We start from the raw sequence: 22,543 nt of genomic DNA on the forward strand, positions 1-22,543 counted from the left end.
CCATGTTCAACGTGAGGCAGCTGATTGCCACAACCCTGCTTTTGTCCTGCGCCTTCGCTGCCCAGGCCGAGCGCCTGAAGGACATTGCCAGCATCTCTGGCGTACGTTCCAACCAGTTGATTGGTTACGGCCTGGTGGTGGGCCTCAATGGCACGGGTGACCAGACCACCCAGACGCCGTTCACCCTGCAAACTTTCAACAACATGCTGTCGCAATTCGGCATCAAGGTGCCGGCCGGTTCCGGCAACGTGCAGCTGAAGAACGTTGCCGCAGTGTCGGTGCATGCCGACCTGCCACCGTTCGCCAAGCCGGGCCAGGTGGTGGACATCACCGTGTCGTCGATCGGTAACTCGAAGAGCCTGCGCGGCGGCAGCCTGTTGATGACCCCGCTCAAGGGTATCGACGGCAACGTTTACGCCATTGCCCAGGGCAACCTGGTCGTAGGTGGCTTTGACGCCGAGGGCCGTGACGGCTCGAAGATCACTGTCAACGTGCCGTCGGCTGGCCGTATCCCAGGTGGTGCCAGTGTCGAGCGTGCGGTGCCGAGTGGCTTCAACCAGGGCAATACCCTGACCCTGAACCTCAATCGCCCCGACTTCACGACCGCCAAGCGCATCGTGGACAAGGTCAACGACCTGCTCGGCCCTGGCGTGGCCCAGGCCGTGGATGGTGGTTCGGTACGGGTCAGCGCGCCGATGGACCCAAGCCAGCGCGTGGATTATCTGTCGATCCTCGAAAACCTCGAAATCGACCCAGGCCAGGCGGTGGCCAAGGTCATCATCAACTCGCGTACCGGCACCATCGTCATCGGCCAGAACGTCAAGGTGTCGCCGGCGGCGGTTACCCACGGCAGCCTGACCGTGACCATCACCGAAGACCCGATCGTCAGCCAGCCGGGGGCCTTCTCCAATGGCCAGACTGCCGTGGTGCCACGCTCGCGGGTCAATGCCGAGCAGGAAGCCAAGCCGATGTTCAAGTTCGGCCCGGGCACCACGCTGGATGAAATCGTCCGCGCGGTGAACCAGGTGGGCGCAGCGCCCGGCGACCTGATGGCGATCCTCGAAGCCTTGAAGCAGGCCGGCGCCTTGCAGGCCGACCTGATCGTGATCTGAGGACGGCGCGGATGAATATCAAAAGCCAGGTATCCGGTAGTGCCGACAGCGGCGCCTATACCGACCTCAACCGCCTGAGTGCCCTCAAGCACGGCGACCGCGACAGCGAAGCCAATGTGCGCAAGGTGGCCCAGGAATTCGAGTCGCTGTTCATCAGCGAAATGCTCAAGGCCTCGCGCAAGGCCAGTGACGTGCTGGCCGACGACAACCCGATGAACACCGAAACGGTCAAGCAGTACCGCGACATGTACGACCAGCAGTTGGCCGTGAGCATGTCCCGCGAAGGTGGCGGCATCGGCTTGCAGGACGTGCTGGTGCGCCAGCTGACCAAGGGGCGCAGTGCGTCGATCAATACCAGCCCGTTCCCGCGCGTCGATAGCGGTGGCCCGGCATTGTGGGGCAACAAGGTGGCGGAGCCAGCGCATGCCATGGCCTCGTCCGCTACGCGCAACGACGTTGCTGCACTCAACGCGCGGCGCCTGGCCCTGCCCAGCAAACTCACCGACCGCCTGTTGGCCGGTATCGTACCGTCGGCGGAAACTGCCAATAACGCCGCCGTGCCTGCCCGTGACGGTCAGCCAGTCGCCAAGGCCTTCGCCGTGCCGGACAACGGCCTGCGCATTGTCGGCCGTGCCGTGGCCCAGCCACCGCTGGCGCCGAACAAGGCTTTCACCGACAGCGACGCCTTCGTCGCCACCATGCTGCCAATGGCCGAGCAGGCCGCCAGGCGCATTGGTGTCGACCCGCGCTACCTGGTGGCCCAGGCCGCGCTGGAAACCGGTTGGGGCAAGTCGGTGATGCGCAACAGCGACGGCAGCAGCAGCCACAACCTGTTCGGCATCAAAGCCACCGGCAACTGGCAAGGCGAGCAGGCGCGGGCGATCACCAGCGAATTCCGCGATGGCCAGTTCGTCAAGGAAACCGCGGCGTTCCGCAGCTACGACTCCTACCAGGACAGCTTCCACGATCTCGTTACCTTGCTGCAGAGCAATGCTCGCTATCAAGGTGCGCTGGATGCGGCCGATAACCCTGAGCAGTTTGCAAGAGAGCTGCAAAAAGCAGGTTATGCGACCGACCCGGGCTATGCGAAGAAGATCATCAGCATCGCCCAGCAAATGCAGTCAACCCCGCAATACGCCATGGCTGGCAGAACCACGAACTTATAAAAGGACTAAATCATGTCGAGCCTGATTTCCATCGGCCTGAGTGGCCTGAGTGCCAGCCAGGCGGCCTTGTCGGTAACCAGTAACAACATCGCCAACGCCGCGACCAGTGGCTACTCGCGCCAGCAGACGGTTCAGGCGGCGGGGCCTTCGCACAACATAGGCGCAGGGTTCCTGGGTACCGGGACCACGCTGGCGGATGTGCGTCGCATCTACAGCTCCTACCTGGACAACCAGTTGCAGACGGCCACCTCGTTGCAGGCAGACTCGCTGACGTTCCAGGATCAGATCACCAGCGTCGACAAGCTGCTGGCCGACCGTGACACCGGTATCAGTTCGGTCCTTACCGCCTTCTTTTCGGCGCTGCAGACTGCAGCGGCGAAGCCGGGTGACGTTGCCTCGCGTCAGCTGCTGCTGACCCAGGCGCAAACCCTGAGCAACCGTTTCAACGCGGTGAGCACCCAGCTGACCCAGCAGAACGCCACGATCAACTCCCAGCTCGACACCATGGCCGGCCAGGTGAACAAGCTCACCGCCAACATTGCCGAGTACAACAAGCAGATCACCGCCGCCAGCGCCTCCGGCAACAGCCCTAACAGCCTGCTGGATGCGCGCAGCGAAGCCGTGCGCCAGCTCAACGAGCTGGTAGGGGTGACGGTGCAGGAGCGTGATGGCAACTACGACGTGTACCTGGGCAGTGGCCAATCGCTGGTCACCGGAACCAAGGCCAACACCTTGTCGGTGGAGCCGGGTGTGGCCGACAAGAGCCAGGTTTCCCTGCGCATCAACTATGACTCGTTCAGCTCGGACGTGACCTCGGTGGTGTCCGGTGGCGCCATTGGTGGCCTGTTGCGTTATCGCCAGGACGTGCTGACGCCGTCGATGAACGAGCTTGGTCGCGTTGCCCTGGTAGTCGCCGACAGCATCAATAGCCAGCTGGGGCAGGGCCTGGATGCCAACGGCCAGTTCGGCAGCTCGCTGTTCTCCAGCATCAACAGCGCCACCGCCATTGCCCAGCGAAGCCTGGCCTCGTCGAACAACAGTGCAGGCTCCGGCAATCTGGATGTCACCATCGCCAACAGCGGTGCGCTGACCACCTACGACTACGAGGTGAAGTTCACCAGCGCCAACCAGTACAGTGTGCGCCGCTCGGACGGCACCGACATGGGCAGCTTCGACCTGAATGCCGACCCGGCACCGGTGATCGACGGTTTCAGCCTGGCGTTGAAAGGCGGCGGCCTGGCGGCCGGCGACAGCTTCAAGGTCATCCCCACCCGTGCAGCTGCCGGGAGCATTACCACGACCTTGACCGATGCCAACAAGCTGGCCTTCGCCGGCCCTGTCAGCGCGACCTCGGGCAGTGGCAACAGCGGTACTGGCACCATCACCCAGCCGACCCTGAGCGAGTCGCTGGACATCTACGGCGGTGCCGATACCGCGCTGATCCAGCAGTCGATTCGCGATTCGATGCCGGTGCGCGTGGTGTTCGATGCTGCCAGTGGCGGCTCCCAGGGCTACAAGCTGTTCGATGCCAAGGGCACCCAGATTGGTACCGGCAGCGTTGTACCCGGTACCGACAACAAATTGTCGGTGACCGTGCCGATGCTGGATGCGGCCGGCGACCCGATTCTGGATGGCAGCGGCAACCCGCGCACGTTCGCCGTCGAGACCACCATCGGCGGCAGCCCTGCGGCCAATGACAGCTTTACCCTGTCGTTCAATGCCGACGGCAAGGCCGATAACCGCAACGCAACGGCGCTGCTCGACCTGCAGACCAAATCGACGGTGAACACCGGTTCCGGCGGCGGGACCAGCTTCACTTCGGCCTACGCCTCGCTGGTCGAGCGCGTGGGTGCCAAGGCAAACCAGGCGTCCATCGACAGCACCGCGACCGAGGCGGTGCTCAAGTCCGCCAGCGAAAGCCGCAGCGCGGTGTCCGGGGTCAACCTGGATGACGAAGCGGCCAGCCTGGTCAAGTTCCAGCATTACTACACGGCGTCCTCGCAGATCATCAAGGCGGCGCAAGAAACCTTCAGCACCCTGATCAACGCTTTGTAAGGAGTAGACTATCGTGCGTATTTCCACTGCTCAGTTCTATGAGGCCAGCGCCAGTAGCTACTCCAAGAACTTCTCCAGCATGAACAAGACCAACGACCAGGTGACGTCGGGTATCCGTATCCAGACCGCTGCCGATGACCCGGTCGGTGCTGCGCGCCTGCTGCTGCTGCAACAGCAGCAATCGTTGCTGGACCAGTACAGCGGCAACATCAACACCGTGAGCAACTCGTTGCTGCAGGAGGAGAGCGTGCTCTCCACCATCAACGAGGCCATGCAGCGCGCCAGCGAGTTGGCGATCCGTGCCGGTGGCGCCGGGGTGACCGATTCTGACCGCGTGGCCATCGGCACCGAGCTGAAAGAGATCGAGGCCAACATCTTTGGCCTGCTCAACTCGCGCGATGCCAACGGCGACTACATGTTCGGAGGCTCCAAGAGCACCACGCCGCCCTATGTGCGTAACTCCGATGGCACCTATAGCTACCACGGCGACCAGACCCAGCTGAGCCTGCAGGTATCCGATACCCTGAGCCTGGCCACCAACGACACCGGTTTCAGCATCTTCGACTCGGCCAGCAACAAGAGCCGCACCCAGTCGACCCTGCTGGTGCCGGCGACTGACGACAGCGTGGTCGGGGTGTCGTCCGGTCTGCTGACCTCAAGCACCACCTACAACAACAGTTTCACGGCAGGCCAGCCCTACAAGCTGACCTTCACCAGCGCGACGCAGTACACCATCACTGACGCCAACGGTAATGACATCACCTCGGAAACGCCCACCAACGGTACCTTCGACAGCAAGACCGAAGGTGCCAACAAGATTGCCCTGCGTGGGGTGGAATTCGAAATAACCGTTACCTTGGAGGAGGGGGCCGATGCCGACGCCGCCGTGGGCGGTCGCGAGTTCTCTCTGGAAGCACGCCCGGATTCGTTCAATACCACCCGAAATGGCAGCAACACCTCCAGCGCCCAGGTCACCAGCAGTAGTGTGACTGATGAGTCCGCCTATCGCAGCACGTTCCCCAGTAATGGTGCGGTGATCAAGTTCACGGGGCCGGGTGCTTACGAGTTCTATGCCCAGCCGCTGACGGCCGACAGCAAGCCGGTCGCCAAAGGTACCTTCACGGCACCGTCGTTGACGGTGGCCGGGGTGACCTACCAGGTGTCCGGTTCGCCGGAGGCAGGCGACCAGTTTGCGGTCACGGCCAATACTCACCAGAACCAGAACGTGCTGGAAACCCTCAGCCAATTGCGGGCGGCACTGGAAACACCGGTGACCGGCGCTGGCGCGGCGAATGCGCTGAAAGATGCGGCGGCCTCGGCCATTGCAAACCTGGCCAGTGCCCGTGAGCAGGTCGATATCACCCGTGGCTCGATCGGTGCTCGCGGCAACTCGCTTGAGATTCAGCGCCAGGAGAACACCAGCCTGGGTCTGGCCAACAAGACCACCCAGAACGCCATCGGCAACACCGATATGTCGCAGGCGGCCATCACCCTGACCTTGCAGCAGGCGATGCTGGAGGCCTCTCAGCTGGCCTTTTCGCGTATTTCCCAGCTGAGCCTGTTCAACAAGCTCTGACCTGCCTGCCTGATCCTGGGGCTGCTGCGCAGCCCTATCGCGACACAAGGCCGCTCCCACAGGTCCTCCTCTCTCCTGAAGGTGGGGTATTTGGACTGCTCCCAAGGGTTGGATTGGTGTCCATCTTCTTGGGGCATTCCCGGTACTCCTCTCTTCTGTAGGTGGCGTATTCGTGGGAGCGGCCTTGCGTCGCGAAAGGGCCGCGAAGCGGCCCCATCGATATCTGCTGCGAAGCTGATCATTCGGGGTCCAGTGCCCGCCCGGTCATTCCAAAAATTCCCCAGTCCCCACACCCTCGCCACGGCTTTCGTAGCATTTCAATGTGACCAATGAGTCAAAACGCTCATCTTCCCTGTATTCTATGCAGCAGCTGTTGCAGCATTTTGTTACCGGTGCGCAGGCGAGCCCTGGCTACAACCCCTGGCGGTGACCGCTCCGGTATTTGGCGCCCTCAATTCATCGAGTGGTGGTCTTTGGCTGTTTTCATTGGGAAGCCAGAATGATTGGCATCAAAAGCATTGCGAGTTACGTGCCCACCGCTGGCCTGGACAACTACGTTCAGGGTGCGAAGTTCGGCAAGGACGAAGAGTTCATGTTCGGCAAGATCGGTGCGTCGTTCCTGCCGCGCAAGGCCGAAGAGCAAGAAACCTCCGACTTGTGCGTAGAAGCCGCCCAGGCGCTGTTCGCCAGCAACCCCGACCTTGATCCGCAATCGATCGATGCGTTGATCGTGGTCACCCAGAACGGCGACGAAGAAGGCCTGCCGCACACCGCAGCCATCGTCCAGAGCAAACTTGGCCTGTCTACCCGCGTGGCGGCGTTCGACGTGTCGCTGGGCTGCTCCGGCTATGTGTATGGCCTGTATGCGATCAAAGGCTTCATGGAGGCGGCAGGCCTGAAGAACGGCCTGCTGATCACCGCCGACCCGTATTCGAAGATCGTCGACCCGGAAGACCGCAACACCACCATGCTGTTCGGCGACGCCGCCACGGCAACCTGGATGGGTGAAAACGCGGTTTGGAACCTGGGCCAGGCGCGTTTCGGCACTGACGGTTCCGGTGCCGAGCACCTGAAAGTCAGTGACGGCAAATTCTTCATGAATGGCCGCCAGGTATTCAACTTCGCCCTGATCAAAGTGCCAGCGCACCTGCACGAGCTGCTGGATGCCAGCGGCCTGAAGTCGTCGGATATCGACGCCTTCTGCATCCACCAGGGCAGTGCGGCGATTGTCGACGCCGTGGCGCGACGCTTTGAAGAGCAACACCCGGAGAAGTTCGTCAAGGACATGCTGGAAACCGGCAATACGGTGTCCTCCAGTGTTCCGCTGCTGCTGCAGAAGCACATGCTCGATGGCAGCTGGAAGCGCGTGGCGATCAGTGGCTTTGGCGTGGGCCTGTCGTGGGGCTCGGCCATCCTGTACCGCGACTGATCCCAGTCAGCCCCTAAAAGCGCCCGGCGGCCACCGCCCGGCGCTTTTTTTCTGCCGAAAATAAATGTCTGCCTGACGCAGCCCATTGTTGGAGCGGGTTCACCCGCGAAGAAGGCAGCTCGGTCTATGGCACCGGCTTCGCCGGTGTTCGCGGGTGAACCCGCTCCTACAGACGGGATGAGGCATTCAGCCCAGTTCGAACAGTTTTTGACGCCAATAAACCGCCCTTAACCCCTTGATTTCTCAGGGCTGGCCCCATGCCAGTATTTTTTTTTTGAAAAAGCCCTCAAGCAACCCGCGCACCCGACGATAACCATTACGAAGGTTCTCTAGGCCAATCCGGCGGTTGCCAAGGCCGGAAGCCGCAGTACCCATCCAACGAGGATTTCGTCATGGCTTTAACTGTAAACACCAACATTGCGTCGATCACCACCCAGGGCAACCTGACCAAGGCGAGCAACGCCCAGACCACTTCGATGCAGCGTCTGTCCTCGGGTCTGCGCATCAACAGCGCTAAAGACGACGCTGCCGGCCTGCAGATCGCCAACCGTCTGACCAGCCAGATCAATGGCCTGGGCCAGGCTGTGAAAAACGCCAACGACGGTATCTCGATCGCCCAGACCGCTGAAGGTGCAATGCAGGCTTCGACCGACATCCTGCAGAAAATGCGTACCCTGGCCCTGTCCTCGGCTACTGGCTCGCTGAGCGCCGACGACCGTAAGTCGAACAACGACGAATACCAGGCTCTGACCGCTGAGCTGAACCGTATCTCGGAAACCACCACCTTCGGTGGCCAGAAGCTGCTGGACGGTTCCTACGGCACCAAGGCCATTCAGGTCGGCGCCAACGCCAACGAAACCATCAACCTGTCGCTGGATAACGTTTCGGCGAAGAGCATTGGTTCGCAGCAGATCAAGTCCGGCACCATCGCGCCTACCGCAACTGGTCTGGCTGCTGCTGACCTGGTTGTTACCGGTAATGGTCAGACCAAAACCGTGAACTACGCCGCTGGTGCTTCCGCCAAAGACATCGCTGCCCAGCTCAATGGTGCAATCGGTGGTCTGACTGCTGCTGCCAGCACTGAGGTCAAGCTTTCGGTGGGTGCCGCGGCTGCAACCACTCCAGCCAACTTCGATCTGACCGTTGGTGGCAGCACTGTCAGTTTCATCGGTGTGACCGATACTGCCAGCCTGGCCGACCAACTGAAGTCCAACGCCGCCAAACTGGGCATCAGCGTCAACTACGACGAGTCGACCAAGAGCCTGGAAGTCAAATCCGACACCGGTGAGAACCTGACCTTCAAATCGCAGGCTGGCGCTGACGCCATCTCTGTTGGTGCCAAAAACGGTAGCGGTGCCTATGCTGCTCTGACTGCGCTGTCGGCAACTGCTGGCGACGATGCTATCGTGACTGGTCAGGTTTCGCTTGACTCTGCGAAAGGCTACTCCATTGCTGATGGTGCTACCGGTACTGGTGCAACCGACCTGTTCGGTGCTGCCTCTGTATCCTCCACCAAGAAAACCATCGCCGATACCGATGTGACCGACGCCACCAACGCCCAGAACGCTCTGGCTGTTATTGACAAAGCAATCGGCTCCATCGACAGCGTCCGTTCGGGCCTGGGTGCTACCCAGAACCGTCTGCAAACCACCGTCGACAACCTGCAGAACATCCAGAAGAACTCCACCGCTGCCCGCTCCACCGTGCAGGACGTGGACTTCGCTTCGGAAACTGCCGAGCTGACCAAGCAGCAGACTCTGCAGCAGGCTTCGACTGCGATCCTGTCGCAGGCTAACCAGCTGCCATCGTCGGTCCTGAAACTGCTTCAGTAATTCAGGCGCTTGAGTGAAGGGTGAAAGGGCGCGTTTACGTGCCCTTTCACCCTTTTTGACATGAGGAGTTCGAAACATGGACATGAGTGTCAAGCTGAACCAGGTGTATCCAACCGTGTTACCTCAGGTGCCAGGAGCTGATCGCGAGCGGGACCCGGCTATGCCTGCCAAGGTGCAGGAAGCCGCTGCCTCCGATAATCAGCCGCACTCGCGCGAGGACCTGGAAAAAGCGGTTGGCGAAATTCGTGATTTCGTCCAGTCGAGCCAGCGCCAGCTGGACTTTTCCATTGACGATTCCACGGGCCGGATTGTAGTCAAGGTGATTGCTACCCAGTCCGGTGAGGTAATCCGGCAACTTCCGTCGGAAGCTGCGCTGAAATTGGCGCAGAGCCTCAGTGAAGCCAGCAGCCTGCTGTTCGACGGTCAGGCATAGGCTGGCATGATTTTTGTTGTTGTCGACTATTTGATGGATTTATCCGCCAAGGATCCGGCAGCTACTGAACAAGGAGAGCAATGATGGCAGGTACAACAGTCAGCGGTATTGGCTCGGGCATCGATACCCAGGCGATCGTCGATTCCCTGGTGGCCGCGCAAAAAGCGCCCAAGCAGGCCCAGATCAATACCCAAACGCTGAAGGCAACCACCACGTTGTCCTCTATTGGCAAGATTCAGTCGGCGCTGGATGCATTCCGCGGCGCTTTGACCAACATGACCGATACCAACAGCTTTGGTGGCCTGAGCCTCAAGTCTTCGGATGAAAAAGTCGCGACCGTCACCATGGGGACTGGGGCTGCGAACGGATCGTTCAAGCTGATCGTCGACAAGTTGGCGACTGCGTCAAAAGTTTCGACCAAAGTGTATGCAGATGGTGCGGGATCGGTAGTCAATAGTGGCAGTACACCGACTACGCTGACCATCAGTCAGGGCGGCAAGGACTTCGACCTCAGTGTGCCCGCCGGCGCCACATTGCAGCAGGTGCGCGACAGCATCAATAGCCAGTTTGGCGTAGCGGGCCTTAGCGCCAACGTGCTGACGGATGCCAATGGTTCTCGCCTGATCGTCACCTCGACGAAAATGGGGGAGGGCTCTGACATTACCCTTTCCGGTAATTCGGGCATCGATACCGGCTATACCGTTGTCGATGAGCCGACGGACGCCGAGTACACCCTGGACGGCATTGCCATGAAGTCCAAGACCAATGACATTACCGATGCTGTCAGTGGTCTCAATATTAAGCTGGTGGGTGTTTCACCGATAAACACTACCAGTGGCGAGCCTACGGCGACCATCCTCTCCCTGACTACCAGTTCCACAACGTTGAAGTCGGGCCTCAAAGGTTTCATCGATACCTACAACGCATTGTTGACGGTGATGAACGCCGAAACCAAGGTGACCAAGAATGCCGATGGCACCATGACGGCTGCGGCGCTGACGGGTGATGCCTCGATGCGCACATTGATGAACTCCATTCGTGAGGAACTCAATGCGGTAGCAGGCAACGGTACCTTGAAGTCGCTCGCTGCTTTTGGTGTCACTTCGGCCCAGGACGGCGGTGCGCTGAGCCTGGATGACAAGAAGTGGGACAAGGTTGCTTCCACCAACGCGGCGGACCTGACCAGTATTTTCAATGGCAAGGATGGCCTGCTGGCGCGTCTGCAAAAAGTCACCGAGCCATTCGCCAAGGCCGCAACCGGCACCCTGGCCGAGCGCTCCAAGGTTCTGAGCGAAAGCCTGACCAAACTCAAGACCGAGCAGGACACCCTGGACGCCCGCATGGAAGCCCTGCAAAAAAGTCTGCAGGACAAGTACAACAACATGGATACCCTGGTCACCCAGCTGCGCCAGCAGCAGGACTCGGTGCTGAGCACCCTCAATGCACTGAACAAGGCGAACAGCGACGATTGATCCGTGAACCTTGCATGAAGTCCGTGCAAGATGCCGGGCTTCATGTCATCGGTCGGTAAAGTTTTTCGCTGCCTGCCCGATACAAGGAATATCTCCCCTTTAAGCCTGCCCGTCACGAGGTCGCAAGATGAATCCCATGAGAGCCCTTCGTCAGTACCAGAAGGTCAATTCCCATGCCCAGATTTCCGAAGCCACGCCCCATCGCCTGGTGCAGATGCTGATGGAAGGCGGCCTCGATCGCATGGCGCAGGCCAAGGGTGCGATGGCGCGTGGCGACATTGCGGAAAAGGGCCTGATGCTGGGCAAGGCGATCGATATCATCATCGGCTTGCGCGATGGATTGTCGCCTGAAAAGAGCGAAAACCCGGAGTACGTCGAAAAGCTCGACGCCCTCTATGTCTACATGACCAATCGCCTCATGCAGGCCAATGTGGATAACGATGCCAGCATTATCGACGAAGTTGCCCAGCTGCTGATTACCGTGAAAAGTGGCTGGGACGGCATTGCCGACGCCCAGCCTGCCAGCTGATGGCAAGGAGATTACCGTGACCGCACTGCAACGCCTCGATGACACCTGCGATGCCCTGATCGGGGCCTTGGGTGAGCGTGACTGGGAAGCCATTGCCAAGCTGGATGTGGCGTGCCGCGCGTGCATCGACGAGGTGCTGGAAACCCATGCGATGGACCAGGCGTTGCTGCGCGAGAAGCTGGAAGGGGTGCTGCGGCTCTACCGTAACCTGATCGATGTGACAACCGGTGAACGCCAGGCAATTGCCGAAGAGATGATGCAGATCAATCAAGCGAAAAATGCATCGAAGGTTTACCATCTCTTCAGTTAAGATGCGCACGACTTAACAAAAGGCGCCATAAATTTGACTGTGTGGGCCTTTTTGACTTTACTAGTGGCTGTTTTCGAATTTCAGACGTCCGAACACTGACCATTCAGTCGGAATGATGTCGAGCACGCCCCTGCAGGGCGCCGATATGACTAGGGAAGTTGCTATTGCATGTGGCGTGAAACCAAGATTCTGCTGATCGATGACGACAGCGCGCGCCGCCGCGACCTTGCGGTGGTGCTGAACTTCCTCGGCGAAGAAAACCTCGCGTGTGCCAGCCATGACTGGCAGCAGGCGGTCGAGCCATTGTCCTCGAGCCGCGAAGTGCTGTGCGTGCTCATCGGCACCGTAAATGCTCCGGGCAATCTGCTTGGGTTGCTTAAGACAGTGGCTACCTGGGATGAGTTCCTTCCGGTTCTGCTTTTAGGTGAAATTTCTTCTGCCGAGCTGCCGGAAGACCTTCGCCGCCGGGTGCTTTCCAACCTGGAAATGCCGCCAAGCTACAGCCAGCTGCTTGACTCGCTGCACCGTGCCCAGGTCTACCGCGAAATGTATGATCAGGCGCGCGAGCGCGGTCGCCAGCGCGAGCCCAATCTGTTCCGTAGCCTGGTTGGCACCAGTCGTGCCATTCAGCACGTGCGGCAGATGATGCAGCAAGTGGCGGATACCGACGCCAGCGTGCTGATCCTGGGTGAGTCGGGCACCGGCAAGGAAGTGGTGGCGCGTAACCTGCACTACCATTCCAAGCGCCGCGAAGCGCCGTTCGTGCCGGTCAACTGTGGCGCGATCCCGGCTGAGCTGCTGGAAAGCGAACTGTTCGGCCACGAGAAGGGCGCCTTTACCGGGGCCATCACCAGCCGTGCCGGGCGTTTCGAGCTGGCCAACGGCGGTACCCTGTTCCTCGATGAAATTGGCGACATGCCGTTGCCGATGCAGGTCAAGCTGCTGCGTGTGCTGCAGGAGCGTACCTTCGAGCGCGTGGGCAGCAACAAGACCCAGAGCATCGACGTGCGCATCATCGCTGCGACGCACAAGAACCTCGAAACCATGATCGAGGACGGCACCTTCCGCGAAGACCTGTACTACCGCCTGAACGTGTTCCCTATCGAAATGGCGCCGTTGCGTGAGCGGGTGGAAGACATCCCGTTGCTGATGAACGAGCTGATTTCGCGCATGGAGCACGAGAAGCGCGGTTCCATTCGCTTCAATTCCGCCTCGATCATGTCGTTGTGTCGTCACGGCTGGCCGGGCAACGTGCGCGAGCTGGCCAACCTGGTCGAGCGCATGGCGATCATGCACCCGTACGGGGTCATTGGCGTGTCGGAACTGCCGAAGAAATTCCGCTATGTCGATGACGAAGACGAGCAGATGGTCGACAGCCTGCGCAGCGACCTGGAAGAGCGCGTGGCGATCAATGGCCACACACCAAACTTCAGCAACCACGCCATGCTGCCGCCCGAAGGCCTGGACCTCAAGGACTACCTGGGTAGCCTGGAGCAGGGCCTGATCCAGCAGGCGCTGGACGATGCCAACGGTATCGTTGCGCGCGCGGCTGAACGTTTGCGTATTCGCCGTACCACCCTGGTCGAGAAAATGCGCAAGTACGGCATGAGCCGCCAAGGTGGCGAGGAACAGGCGGAAGATTGAAGCCTGGCGGTTGCCTGTGCCGGCCTCTTCGCGGGCACGCCCGCTCCCACAGGATCGATACACATCTTCAATTCGGTGATATCCCTGTGGGAGCGGGCTTGCCCGCGAAGAGGCCGGTACAAATCCCTATCTCCGGCACGGCTATTGCTACACCGCTGGCAACACACCGTTTTTATGACGGTCAGCCACGCGAGAGAGCACGATGCCCCAGGCCGCCCACGTATCCCGAGCCCCCGATCAGCAGGGGCAAACCCCGGTCGCGCAGGACAGCGGCCAGGGTATCGCGCAAGCCTTTGCCCTGTTCAATCAGGTGTCCAGCCAGCTGAGCCAGTCCTACAGCCTGCTTGAAGCCCGGGTCAGTGAGCTCAAAGGTGAGCTGGCCGTGGTCAGCGCCCAGCGCATCGACGAACTGAGTGAAAAGGAACGCCTGGCCAACCGCCTGCAGAACCTGCTGGACTTGCTGCCTGGCGGGGTGATCGTGATCGATGGTCAGGGCCTGGTGCGCGAAGCCAACCCGGCCGCCTGCGAGTTGCTCGGTGAGCCTCTGATCGGCCAATTGTGGCGCCAGGTGATCGCCCGTAGCTTTGCCCCGCGCAAGGACGACGGCCACGAAGTCTCGCTGCGCGACGGTCGCCGCCTGTCGATCGCCACCCGCTCGCTGGATGCCGAGCCTGGCCAATTGGTGCTGCTCAACGACCTGACTGAAACCCGTCGCCTCCAGGACCAGCTGGCTCGCCACGAGCGGCTGTCGTCGTTGGGGCGCATGGTTGCCTCGCTGGCCCACCAGATCCGCACACCGCTATCGGCAGCCATGTTGTATGCCAGCCACCTGGCCGATAGCGAGCAAGCGCTGAGCGCGGAAACCCGCCTGCGTTTCGCCGCGACCTTGAAGGAACGCCTGCACGAGCTGGAACACCAGGTGCGCGACATGCTGGTGTTTGCCCGTGGCGAGTTGCCGCTGGGGGATCGGGTTACCCCGAAAGCGCTGTTCCAGGCCCTGCAGCAGGCGGCCCAGGCGCATGTGCAGGGGCACGCCGTGCGCTGGCAGTGCGACAGTCATCTGGGTGAGCTGCTGTGCAACCGCGACACCCTGGTCGGCGCCTTGCTCAACCTGATTGAAAATGCCCTGCAGGCCAGCGATGGCCCGGCGCGGCTGAAGGTGCACCTGTACCGCCGCGAACGTAGCTTGCACCTGTGCGTCAGCGATGCCGGCAGCGGCATCGATGCAGGCTTGCTCGGCCGTTTGGGCGAGCCGTTCCTTACCACCAAGGCAACCGGTACCGGCCTGGGCCTGGCCGTGGTCAAGGCGGTGGTGCGTGCGCACCAGGGCACGATCAACCTGCGCTCGAAAGTCGGCCGTGGTACCTGCGTGCGGGTAGAGCTGCCGTTGATCGACGGGCAATTGGCGGAGGGGGTGTAATGGCAATCAAGGTGCTGCTGGTCGAGGATGACCGCGTATTGCGCCAGGCGCTGGGCGATACCCTGGAAATCGGCGGTTTCGCCTACCAGGCAGTGGGCAGTGCCGAAGAAGCGCTGGAGGCCGTACTCGAAGACGCGTTCAGCCTGGTGGTCAGTGACGTCAACATGCCCGGTATGGACGGGCACCAGTTGCTGAGCCAGCTGCGCCGCCAGCAGCCACAGTTGCCGGTGCTGTTGATGACGGCGCATGCCGCCGTCGAGCGTGCAGTCGAGGCCATGCGCCAAGGCGCCGCCGACTACCTGGTCAAACCGTTCGAGCCCAAGGCGCTGCTCAGCCTCGTGGAGCGGCATGCCGCCGGGCGTGTGACCGGCGAAGAAGGGCCGGTGGCCTGCGAGCCGGCCAGTCGCCAGTTGCTGGAGCTGGCGGCCCGTGTGGCGCGCAGTGACTCGACCGTGCTGATTTCCGGCGAGTCTGGTACTGGCAAGGAAGTGCTGGCGCGCTACATTCACCAGCAGTCGCCGCGTGCGGCGCAACCCTTCGTGGCGATCAACTGCGCGGCGATCCCCGACAACATGCTCGAGGCCACCCTCTTTGGCCACGAGAAGGGTGCCTTCACCGGTGCTATCGCGGCTCAGGCGGGCAAGTTCGAGCAGGCCGAAGGCGGCACCCTGCTGCTCGACGAAATCTCGGAAATGCCCATGGCCTTGCAAGCCAAGCTGCTGCGTGTGCTGCAGGAGCGCGAGGTGGAGCGGGTAGGCGGGCGCAAGCCGATCAGTCTGGACATTCGGGTGCTGGCCACCACCAACCGCGACCTGGCCGGCGAGGTGGCGGCCGGGCGCTTCCGCGAAGACCTGTACTACCGCCTGTCGGTGTTCCCGCTGGCCTGGCGCCCGCTGCGTGAGCGGCCGGGCGATATCCTGCAGTTGGCCGAGCGCCTGCTGGCGCGCCATGTGGCCAAGATGAAGCATGCCCCGGTGCGCCTCTCGCCAGCGGCTCGGGCCTGCCTGCAGGCATATGCCTGGCCGGGCAACGTGCGCGAACTGGACAACGCCCTGCAGCGGGCGTTGATTCTGCAGCAGGGTGGCGTGATCGAGGCGGCGGATTTTTGTCTGGCAGGCGCCATTCCATTGTCGTCTGGCACCGAGCCATCTCTCGAGGTGGTTGCTGATGCCGGCGGCCTGGGGGATGACATGCGTCGCCACGAGTACCAGATGATCATCGACACCCTGCGCGCCGAGCGCGGCCGCCGCAAAGAGGCGGCCGAACGCCTGGGGATCAGTCCGCGGACGTTGCGCTACAAGCTGGCGCAGATGCGCGATGCCGGGTTTGACGTCGAGGCCAGCCTGTTCGGCTGACTGGCAAATCATCTGCAACTGGCGCGGACCTCTGTGGGAGCGGCCTTGCGTCGCGAATGGGGCGCGAAGCGGTCCCAGGTCTTCAGCTCCGCCGCAAAGATCGCCGGGGCCGCTCTGCGGCCCTATCGCGACGCAAGGCCGCTCCCACAGGAATTGTGTGATCTCTGGGCAAATGAGTTGCGAAGGCTGGCACCTTTGTTGCTTTAGGTAGGTCATTCGCCGCATGACTGTCAAAAAAATGCGGCCGCAGGAGAGAGAAGGGTCATGAGCCAAGGTGTTGAATTCAATCGTCTGATGTTGGACATGCGGGCCATGCAGGCCGATGCCATGTCGCTGCCCAAGGTAACTGCCGCCCCCGAGCTGGCGCCAGGGCAAAGCACCTTCGCCGACATGCTCGGGCAGGCCATCGGCAAGGTGCATGAGACGCAGCAGGCCTCGACCCAACTGGCCAACGCGTTCGAAATCGGCAAGAGCGGCGTCGACCTGACTGACGTGATGATCGCTTCGCAAAAGGCCAGCGTGTCGATGCAAGCCATGACCCAGGTACGCAACAAGCTGGTCCAGGCGTACCAGGACATCATGCAGATGCCGGTTTGAGGACGGATGTAACCCATGGCTGAAGCAGTCGTCGAAAACGCCCCCGCCAAAGCTGGCTCGCCAGCGGCCAAGCCGCCGCTGTTTGGCATGGCGTTTCTGGAAAACATCTCGCAGATGCCCATGCTGCGCCAGATCGGCCTCCTGGTCGGCCTGGCGGCCAGCGTGGCCATCGGCTTTGCCGTGGTGCTGTGGTCGCAACAACCCGATTACCGTCCGTTGTACGGCAGCCTGTCGGGCATGGACACCAAGCAGGTCATGGACACCCTGGCCGCTGCTGACATCCCCTATAACGTGGAGCCCAACTCGGGTGCCCTGCTGGTCAAGGCCGACGACCTCTCCCGTGCGCGCCTGAAACTGGCAGCCGCCGGCGTGGCGCCGAGCGACGGCAATGTCGGCTTCGAGCTGCTCGACAAGGAGCAGGGCCTGGGCACCAGCCAGTTCATGGAAGCTACCCGCTACCGCCGCAGCCTGGAAGGCGAACTGGCCCGTACCGTTTCCAGCCTCAACAACGTCAAGGCCGCGCGCGTGCACCTGGCCATCCCGAAAAGTTCGGTGTTCGTGCGTGATGAACGCAAGCCCAGCGCCTCGGTACTGGTCGAGCTGTACCCAGGCCGGGCACTGGAAGCCGGGCAGGTGATGGCCATCGTCAACCTGGTCGCTACCAGCGTGCCGGAACTGGACAAATCCCAGGTCACCGTCGTCGACCAGAAAGGCAACCTGCTGTCCGAACAGATTCAGGATTCCGCGCTGACCCAGGCCGGCAAACAGTTCGACTACAGCCGCCGGGTGGAAAGCATGCTCACCCAGCGTGTGCACAACATTCTGCAGCCGGTGTTGGGCAACGACCGCTACAAGGCCGAAGTGTCCGCCGACCTCGACTTCAGCGCGGTCGAGTCCACCTCCGAACAGTTCAACCCCGACCAGCCGGCGTTGCGCAGCGAGCAGTCGGTTGACGAACAACGTGCCAGCAGCCAAGGCCCTCAAGGCGTGCCTGGCGCGCTGAGCAACCAGCCGCCAGGCGCCGCTTCGGCACCGCAGACCACCGGTGGCGCGGCTACCCCGGCTGCCGCCATTCAGCCTGGCCAACCGCTGGTGGATGCCAACGGCCAGCAGATCATGGACCCGGCCACCGGTCAGCCGATGCTCGCGCCGTACCCGTCAGACAAACGTCAGCAGAGCACCAAGAACTTTGAGCTGGACCGTTCCATCAGCCACACTCGCCAGCAGCAGGGGCGCATGACCCGCCTGTCGGTAGCGGTGGTGGTGGACGACCAGGTCAAGATCGACCCGGCCACTGGCGATACCACGCGTGCGCCATGGGGCGCCGAGGACCTGGCGCGCTTTACCCGCCTGGTGCAGGACGCAGTTGGCTTCGATGCCAGTCGTGGCGACAGCGTGACGGTGATCAACGTGCCGTTCGCCGCCGACCGTGGCGAGGAAATCGCCGATATCGCCTTCTACCAGCAGCCGTGGTTCTGGGATATCGTCAAGCAGGTGCTGGGCGTGGTGTTCATCCTGGTGCTGGTGTTCGGCGTGCTGCGGCCAGTGCTGAACAACATTACCGGGGGCGGCAAGCAGGCTGCCCCGGACAGTGACATGGAGCTGGGCGGCATGATGGGTCTGGATGGCGAACTGGCCAACGACCGCGTCAGCCTGGGTGGCCCGACAAGCATTCTGCTGCCTAGCCCGAGCGAGGGTTACGAGGCACAGCTCAACGCAATCAAAGGCCTGGTGGCCGAAGACCCGGGCCGTGTGGCTCAGGTCGTGAAAGACTGGATCAACGCCGATGAGTGATAACCGAGCCGTTACCGCCAAGCTGAGCCGCGTCGACAAGGCGGCGATCCTCCTGCTCTCGCTGGGCGAGACCGATGCGGCCCAGGTGCTGCGGCACATGGGCCCGAAGGAAGTGCAGCGGGTGGGTGTGGCCATGGCGCAGATGGGCAATGTGCACCGTGACCAGGTCGAACAGGTGATGAGCGAGTTCGTCGACATCGTCGGCGACCAGACCAGCCTGGGCGTCGGTTCTGATGCGTACATCCGCAAGATGCTCAACCAGGCCTTGGGCGAGGACAAGGCCAACGGCCTGGTCGACCGCATCCTGCTCGGCGGCAATACCAGCGGCCTGGACAGCCTCAAGTGGATGGAACCGCGTGCCGTGGCCGACGTGATCCGCTACGAGCACCCGCAGATCCAGGCCATCGTGGTCGCCTACCTCGACCCCGACCAGGCCGGTGAAGTGCTGAGCAACTTCGACCACAAGGTGCGCCTGGACATCGTCCTGCGCGTGTCATCGCTGAACACCGTGCAACCCGCGGCGCTGAAGGAGCTGAACCAGATCCTCGAGAAGCAGTTCTCGGGCAACTCCAACGCCGCGCGCACCACCCTGGGTGGCATCAAGCGTGCTGCCGACATCATGAACTTCCTCGACAGCTCGGTGGAAGGCGCACTGATGGACGCGATCCGCGAAATCGACAGCGACCTGTCGGAGCAGATCGAAGACCTGATGTTCGTCTTCAACAACCTGGCCGACGTCGACGACCGGGGCATCCAGGCGCTGTTGCGCGAAGTGTCCTCCGACGTGTTGGTGGTGTCGCTCAAGGGCGCCGACGAGCGGGTCAAGGACAAGATCTTCAAGAACATGTCCAAACGTGCTTCGGAGCTGCTGCGCGACGATCTGGAGGCCAAAGGGCCGGTACGGGTCAGCGACGTGGAAACCGCGCAGAAAGAAATCCTCACCATTGCCCGGCGCATGGCCGAGGCCGGCGAGATCGTGCTCGGCGGCAAGGGCGCCGAGGAAATGATCTAAGGTATTCGCGATCCCATAGCCGACGCCGCCTTTTGTTGGAGCGGGTTTACCCGCGAAGGCGTCGGTCCTGGCAATCGAGGTTGTCGCTGCCGACGCATTCGCGGGTGAACCCGCTCCTACAAGGGACCGTGTCGGCCAAACATGGTTTGAGAACATGACAGCATGCCCACCAAAGAACACCACCCCAGCGACCTGATCCGTGCCCGCGACCTCGAGGGCGTGGATGTGTGGACGCTGCCAAGCTTCGACCCGGAACCGGAGCCCGAACCGGAGCCTGAGCCTGAGCCCGAGGTCATCGAGGAAGTCGAGGAAGTGCCGCTGGAAGAAGTCCAGCCACTGACCCTGGAAGAGCTCGAAGCCATCCGTCAGGAGGCTTACAACGAGGGCTTCGCAACCGGTGAGCGCGAGGGCTTCCACAGCACCCAGCTCAAGGTTCGCCAGGAGGCCGAAGAGGCCCTGAAAACCAAACTCGACAGCCTCGAGCGGCTGATGGCCAACCTGATGGAGCCGATTGCCGAGCAGGACACGCAGATCGAGAAAAGCCTGGTGCACCTGATCGCGCACATGAGCCGCCAGGTGATCGGCCGCGAGCTACGCAACGATTCCAGCCAGATCACTCAGGTGCTGCGCGAAGCGCTCAAGCTGCTGCCCATGGGCGCGGACAATATCCGCATCCACCTCAACCCGCAGGATTTCGAGCTGGCCAAGGCCCTGCGCGAACGCCATGAGGAGAACTGGCGGCTGCTGGAAGACAGCGCGCTGCTGCCGGGTGGTTGCCGCATCGAGACGGCCCACAGCCGTATCGATGCCACCATGGAAACGCGTATCGAAAAAGCGGTGGCGCAGCTGTTCGACCAGTTGCACGATCATTCCCTGCACCCGGCGGCGCCAGACATGTCGATAGACCTGGACGCGCCGGTCGAGCGTACCGTGGACAGCCCAGATGCGCCTTGAACGCACCAGCTTCGGCAAGCGCCTGGGCACTTACGCTGAGGCCATCGAGCTGCCGGCCCAGCCCATCGTCGAAGGCCGCTTGCTGCGTATGGTCGGCCTCACCCTGGAAGCCGAAGGCCTGCGTGCTGCAGTGGGCAGCCGCTGTCTGGTGATCAATGACGACAGTTACCACCCCGTGCAGGTCGAGGCCGAAGTCATGGGCTTTGCCGGGCCCAAGGTGTTTCTGATGCCGGTGGGCAGCATCGTCGGGATTGCCCCAGGGGCCCGGGTCGTCCCGCTGGATGACGGCGGCCGTCTGCCCATGGGCATGAGCATGCTGGGCCGGGTGCTCGACGGCGCCGGCCGTGCGCTGGATGGCAAGGGCGGGATGAAGGCCGAGGACTGGGTGCCGATGGACGGCCCGGTGATCAACCCGCTCAACCGCGACCCTATAAGCAAGCCGTTGGATGTGGGCATTCGCAGTATCAACGGCCTGCTTACCGTCGGCCGTGGCCAGCGGTTAGGCCTGTTCGCCGGTACCGGTGTGGGTAAATCGGTATTGCTGGGCATGATGACCCGTTTCACCGAAGCCGAAATCATCGTGGTCGGCCTGATCGGGGAGCGGGGGCGCGAGGTGAAGGAATTCATCGAGCACATCCTCGGTGAAGAGGGCCTCAAGCGCTCGGTGGTGGTGGCTTCGCCGGCCGACGATGCGCCGCTGATGCGCCTGCGCGCCGCCATGTATTGCACACGCATTGCCGAGTACTTCCGCGACAAAGGCAAGAATGTGCTGTTGCTGATGGACTCGTTGACCCGTTTCGCCCAGGCCCAGCGGGAAATTGCCCTGGCCATCGGCGAGCCGCCAGCCACCCGGGGTTACCCGCCCTCGGTGTTCGCCAAGCTGCCCAAGCTGGTGGAGCGGGCAGGCAATGGCGAACCTGGCGGTGGTTCGATCACTGCGTTCTATACCGTGCTGTCTGAAGGCGACGATCAGCAAGACCCGATCGCCGACTCGGCGCGGGGCGTGCTTGACGGCCACTTTGTACTGTCGCGTCGGCTGGCTGAGGAAGGCCATTACCCGGCCATCGACATCGAAGCGTCGATCAGCCGGGTCATGCCCCAAGTGGTCGATGCCGACCACTTGCGCCAGGCGCAGAAGTTCAAGCAACTGTGGTCGCGCCTGTCGCAAAGCCGCGACCTGATCAGCGTGGGCGCCTATGTAGCCGGCGGTGATCCGGAGACCGACCTGGCCATTGCCTTGCAATCGAAGCTGGTTGAGTTTTTGCGCCAGGGCCTGCGCGAGAACGTGGGCATGGCGCAGAGCCGCGAACAGCTGGGGGCGATTTTCACGCCCCCGGCAGGTTGATAAGCCATGGCGCTGCCCGGACGTGCCGCGCGCCTGGCGCCGGTGGTGGACATGGCCGAAGAGGCCGAGCGCAAGGCGGCTCAGCGCCTTGGCCATTTCCAGCAGCAGGTGGCCACGGCCCAGACCAAGCTGGCCGAGCTGGAGCGCTTTCGCGAGGATTACCAGCTGCAGTGGATCAACCGCGGCGGGCAAGGGGTCAATGGCAGCTGGCTGGTCAATTACCAGCGCTTTCTGGGGCAGCTGGAAACGGCCATGACCCAGCAGCGCCAGAGCCTGGTCTGGCACCAGAACAACCTCAATAACGCCCGTGGTACATGGCAGCAGGCCTATGCCCGGGTGGAAGGTTTGCGCAAGCTGGTACAGCGCTACCAGGACGAGGCCCGGCGCGCTGAAGACAAGCGCGAGCAGCGCTTGCTGGATGAGCTGTCGCAGCGCCTGCCGCGGCAAAACCAGCTATAGGTGTTCGCCGCAGGCCTTGCAGCGGAATAATTGGCCCGAAACAAATGAG

At 62.1% G+C, this 22,543-nt stretch carries 19 protein-coding genes; all 19 read left to right on the forward strand.

Translation table 11 applies throughout. The annotated features are described in order from the left end of the window. Positions 1 to 2 precede the first annotated feature (2 nt). The 19 genes from ACI7M0_RS07620 (at position 3) to fliJ (ending at position 22,494) form a co-directional block, all read left to right on the forward strand. The gene (locus tag ACI7M0_RS07620; RefSeq protein WP_004575771.1) at positions 3 to 1,112 is read left to right on the forward strand and encodes a flagellar basal body P-ring protein FlgI; all 1,110 of its coding nucleotides are present in this window, start codon (positions 3 to 5) and stop codon (positions 1,110 to 1,112) included. 11 nt (positions 1,113 to 1,123) lie between these two features. Continuing rightward, positions 1,124 to 2,278: a flagellar assembly peptidoglycan hydrolase FlgJ gene (gene flgJ / locus ACI7M0_RS07625; protein WP_104961043.1), complete on the forward strand. Its 1,155-nt coding sequence runs from the start codon at positions 1,124 to 1,126 to the stop codon at positions 2,276 to 2,278. Between the two features lie 12 nt (positions 2,279 to 2,290). After that, entirely contained in the window at positions 2,291 to 4,333 is a 2,043-nt protein-coding gene (flgK, locus tag ACI7M0_RS07630) for a flagellar hook-associated protein FlgK (protein ID WP_129932588.1), read from the forward strand. 13 nt (positions 4,334 to 4,346) lie between these two features. Then, positions 4,347 to 5,909: a flagellar hook-associated protein 3 gene (locus ACI7M0_RS07635; RefSeq protein WP_129932587.1), complete on the forward strand. Its 1,563-nt coding sequence runs from the start codon at positions 4,347 to 4,349 to the stop codon at positions 5,907 to 5,909. 499 nt (positions 5,910 to 6,408) lie between these two features. Further along, positions 6,409 to 7,338: a ketoacyl-ACP synthase III gene (locus tag ACI7M0_RS07640; RefSeq protein ID WP_003254453.1), complete on the forward strand. Its 930-nt coding sequence runs from the start codon at positions 6,409 to 6,411 to the stop codon at positions 7,336 to 7,338. Between the two features lie 392 nt (positions 7,339 to 7,730). Further along, on the forward strand, positions 7,731 to 9,170 hold the full coding sequence (locus ACI7M0_RS07645; RefSeq protein ID WP_129932586.1) for a flagellin: 1,440 nt from the start codon (positions 7,731 to 7,733) through the stop codon (positions 9,168 to 9,170). A 76-nt stretch (positions 9,171 to 9,246) separates the two neighbouring features. Continuing rightward, a complete protein-coding gene (locus ACI7M0_RS07650) occupies positions 9,247 to 9,603 on the forward strand; it encodes a flagellar protein FlaG (protein WP_060545056.1) in 357 nt (118 codons plus the stop codon). Between the two features lie 83 nt (positions 9,604 to 9,686). Further along, positions 9,687 to 11,075, forward strand: coding sequence for a flagellar filament capping protein FliD (fliD, locus tag ACI7M0_RS07655; RefSeq protein ID WP_129932585.1), 1,389 nt, complete (start codon positions 9,687 to 9,689; stop codon positions 11,073 to 11,075). Between the two features lie 127 nt (positions 11,076 to 11,202). Beyond that, positions 11,203 to 11,604: a flagellar export chaperone FliS gene (gene fliS, locus ACI7M0_RS07660; RefSeq protein WP_019438376.1), complete on the forward strand. Its 402-nt coding sequence runs from the start codon at positions 11,203 to 11,205 to the stop codon at positions 11,602 to 11,604. 16 nt (positions 11,605 to 11,620) lie between these two features. Continuing rightward, a complete protein-coding gene (locus tag ACI7M0_RS07665) occupies positions 11,621 to 11,914 on the forward strand; it encodes a hypothetical protein (RefSeq protein WP_014590131.1) in 294 nt (97 codons plus the stop codon). Positions 11,915 to 12,082: 168 nt separating this feature from the next. Next, a complete protein-coding gene (fleQ, locus tag ACI7M0_RS07670; RefSeq protein ID WP_003254443.1) occupies positions 12,083 to 13,558 on the forward strand; it encodes a transcriptional regulator FleQ in 1,476 nt (491 codons plus the stop codon). A 202-nt stretch (positions 13,559 to 13,760) separates the two neighbouring features. Further along, positions 13,761 to 14,978 (forward strand): PAS domain-containing sensor histidine kinase, encoded by a 1,218-nt coding sequence (locus tag ACI7M0_RS07675; RefSeq protein WP_064491810.1) that lies wholly within the window; start codon positions 13,761 to 13,763, stop codon positions 14,976 to 14,978. Beyond that, entirely contained in the window at positions 14,978 to 16,333 is a 1,356-nt protein-coding gene (locus tag ACI7M0_RS07680) for a sigma-54 dependent transcriptional regulator (RefSeq protein WP_129932584.1), read from the forward strand. Before ACI7M0_RS07675 ends, ACI7M0_RS07680 begins: the two co-directional genes overlap by 1 nt. Positions 16,334 to 16,597: 264 nt before the next feature. Then, the gene (fliE, locus tag ACI7M0_RS07685) at positions 16,598 to 16,930 is read left to right on the forward strand and encodes a flagellar hook-basal body complex protein FliE (RefSeq protein WP_003254438.1); all 333 of its coding nucleotides are present in this window, start codon (positions 16,598 to 16,600) and stop codon (positions 16,928 to 16,930) included. A 15-nt stretch (positions 16,931 to 16,945) separates the two neighbouring features. Then, the gene (fliF, locus tag ACI7M0_RS07690) at positions 16,946 to 18,724 is read left to right on the forward strand and encodes a flagellar basal-body MS-ring/collar protein FliF (protein ID WP_104961049.1); all 1,779 of its coding nucleotides are present in this window, start codon (positions 16,946 to 16,948) and stop codon (positions 18,722 to 18,724) included. Next, on the forward strand, positions 18,717 to 19,736 hold the full coding sequence (fliG, locus tag ACI7M0_RS07695) for a flagellar motor switch protein FliG (protein ID WP_003254434.1): 1,020 nt from the start codon (positions 18,717 to 18,719) through the stop codon (positions 19,734 to 19,736). Before fliF ends, fliG begins: the two co-directional genes overlap by 8 nt. A gap of 162 nt (positions 19,737 to 19,898) precedes the next feature. After that, positions 19,899 to 20,690, forward strand: a complete 792-nt coding sequence (gene fliH, locus ACI7M0_RS07700) for a flagellar assembly protein FliH (protein ID WP_064491807.1) — start codon at positions 19,899 to 19,901, stop codon at positions 20,688 to 20,690. Next, on the forward strand, positions 20,680 to 22,035 hold the full coding sequence (gene fliI / locus ACI7M0_RS07705) for a flagellar protein export ATPase FliI (protein WP_010955088.1): 1,356 nt from the start codon (positions 20,680 to 20,682) through the stop codon (positions 22,033 to 22,035). Before fliH ends, fliI begins: the two co-directional genes overlap by 11 nt. Positions 22,036 to 22,041: 6 nt before the next feature. Continuing rightward, positions 22,042 to 22,494: a flagellar export protein FliJ gene (gene fliJ / locus ACI7M0_RS07710; RefSeq protein WP_129932583.1), complete on the forward strand. Its 453-nt coding sequence runs from the start codon at positions 22,042 to 22,044 to the stop codon at positions 22,492 to 22,494. The last annotated feature ends 49 nt before the right edge of the window (positions 22,495 to 22,543 follow it).

It is taken from the genome of Pseudomonas sp. 10(2024) (genome assembly GCF_045164175.1).
Taxonomy (GTDB): domain Bacteria; phylum Pseudomonadota; class Gammaproteobacteria; order Pseudomonadales; family Pseudomonadaceae; genus Aquipseudomonas; species Aquipseudomonas alloputida.

Excerpts from the sequence above, each read along its gene's own strand:
- ACI7M0_RS07645 (WP_129932586.1), top strand. The coding sequence starts at position 7,731 with ATGGCTTTAACTGTAAACACCAACATTGCGTCGATCACCACCCAGGGC.
- fliD (WP_129932585.1), top strand. The coding sequence starts at position 9,687 with ATGGCAGGTACAACAGTCAGCGGTATTGGCTCGGGCATCGATACCCAG.
- fleQ (WP_003254443.1), top strand. The coding sequence starts at position 12,083 with ATGTGGCGTGAAACCAAGATTCTGCTGATCGATGACGACAGCGCGCGC.
- fliJ (WP_129932583.1), top strand. The coding sequence starts at position 22,042 with ATGGCGCTGCCCGGACGTGCCGCGCGCCTGGCGCCGGTGGTGGACATG.
- ACI7M0_RS07680 (WP_129932584.1), top strand. The coding sequence starts at position 14,978 with ATGGCAATCAAGGTGCTGCTGGTCGAGGATGACCGCGTATTGCGCCAG.
- fliE (WP_003254438.1), top strand. The coding sequence starts at position 16,598 with ATGAGCCAAGGTGTTGAATTCAATCGTCTGATGTTGGACATGCGGGCC.
- fliS (WP_019438376.1), top strand. The coding sequence starts at position 11,203 with ATGAATCCCATGAGAGCCCTTCGTCAGTACCAGAAGGTCAATTCCCAT.
- fliI (WP_010955088.1), top strand. The coding sequence starts at position 20,680 with ATGCGCCTTGAACGCACCAGCTTCGGCAAGCGCCTGGGCACTTACGCT.
- flgK (WP_129932588.1), top strand. The coding sequence starts at position 2,291 with ATGTCGAGCCTGATTTCCATCGGCCTGAGTGGCCTGAGTGCCAGCCAG.
- ACI7M0_RS07675 (WP_064491810.1), top strand. The coding sequence starts at position 13,761 with ATGCCCCAGGCCGCCCACGTATCCCGAGCCCCCGATCAGCAGGGGCAA.
- fliH (WP_064491807.1), top strand. The coding sequence starts at position 19,899 with ATGCCCACCAAAGAACACCACCCCAGCGACCTGATCCGTGCCCGCGAC.
- ACI7M0_RS07640 (WP_003254453.1), top strand. The coding sequence starts at position 6,409 with ATGATTGGCATCAAAAGCATTGCGAGTTACGTGCCCACCGCTGGCCTG.
- ACI7M0_RS07620 (WP_004575771.1), top strand. The coding sequence starts at position 3 with ATGTTCAACGTGAGGCAGCTGATTGCCACAACCCTGCTTTTGTCCTGC.
- fliF (WP_104961049.1), top strand. The coding sequence starts at position 16,946 with ATGGCTGAAGCAGTCGTCGAAAACGCCCCCGCCAAAGCTGGCTCGCCA.
- fliG (WP_003254434.1), top strand. The coding sequence starts at position 18,717 with ATGAGTGATAACCGAGCCGTTACCGCCAAGCTGAGCCGCGTCGACAAG.
- flgJ (WP_104961043.1), top strand. The coding sequence starts at position 1,124 with ATGAATATCAAAAGCCAGGTATCCGGTAGTGCCGACAGCGGCGCCTAT.
- ACI7M0_RS07650 (WP_060545056.1), top strand. The coding sequence starts at position 9,247 with ATGGACATGAGTGTCAAGCTGAACCAGGTGTATCCAACCGTGTTACCT.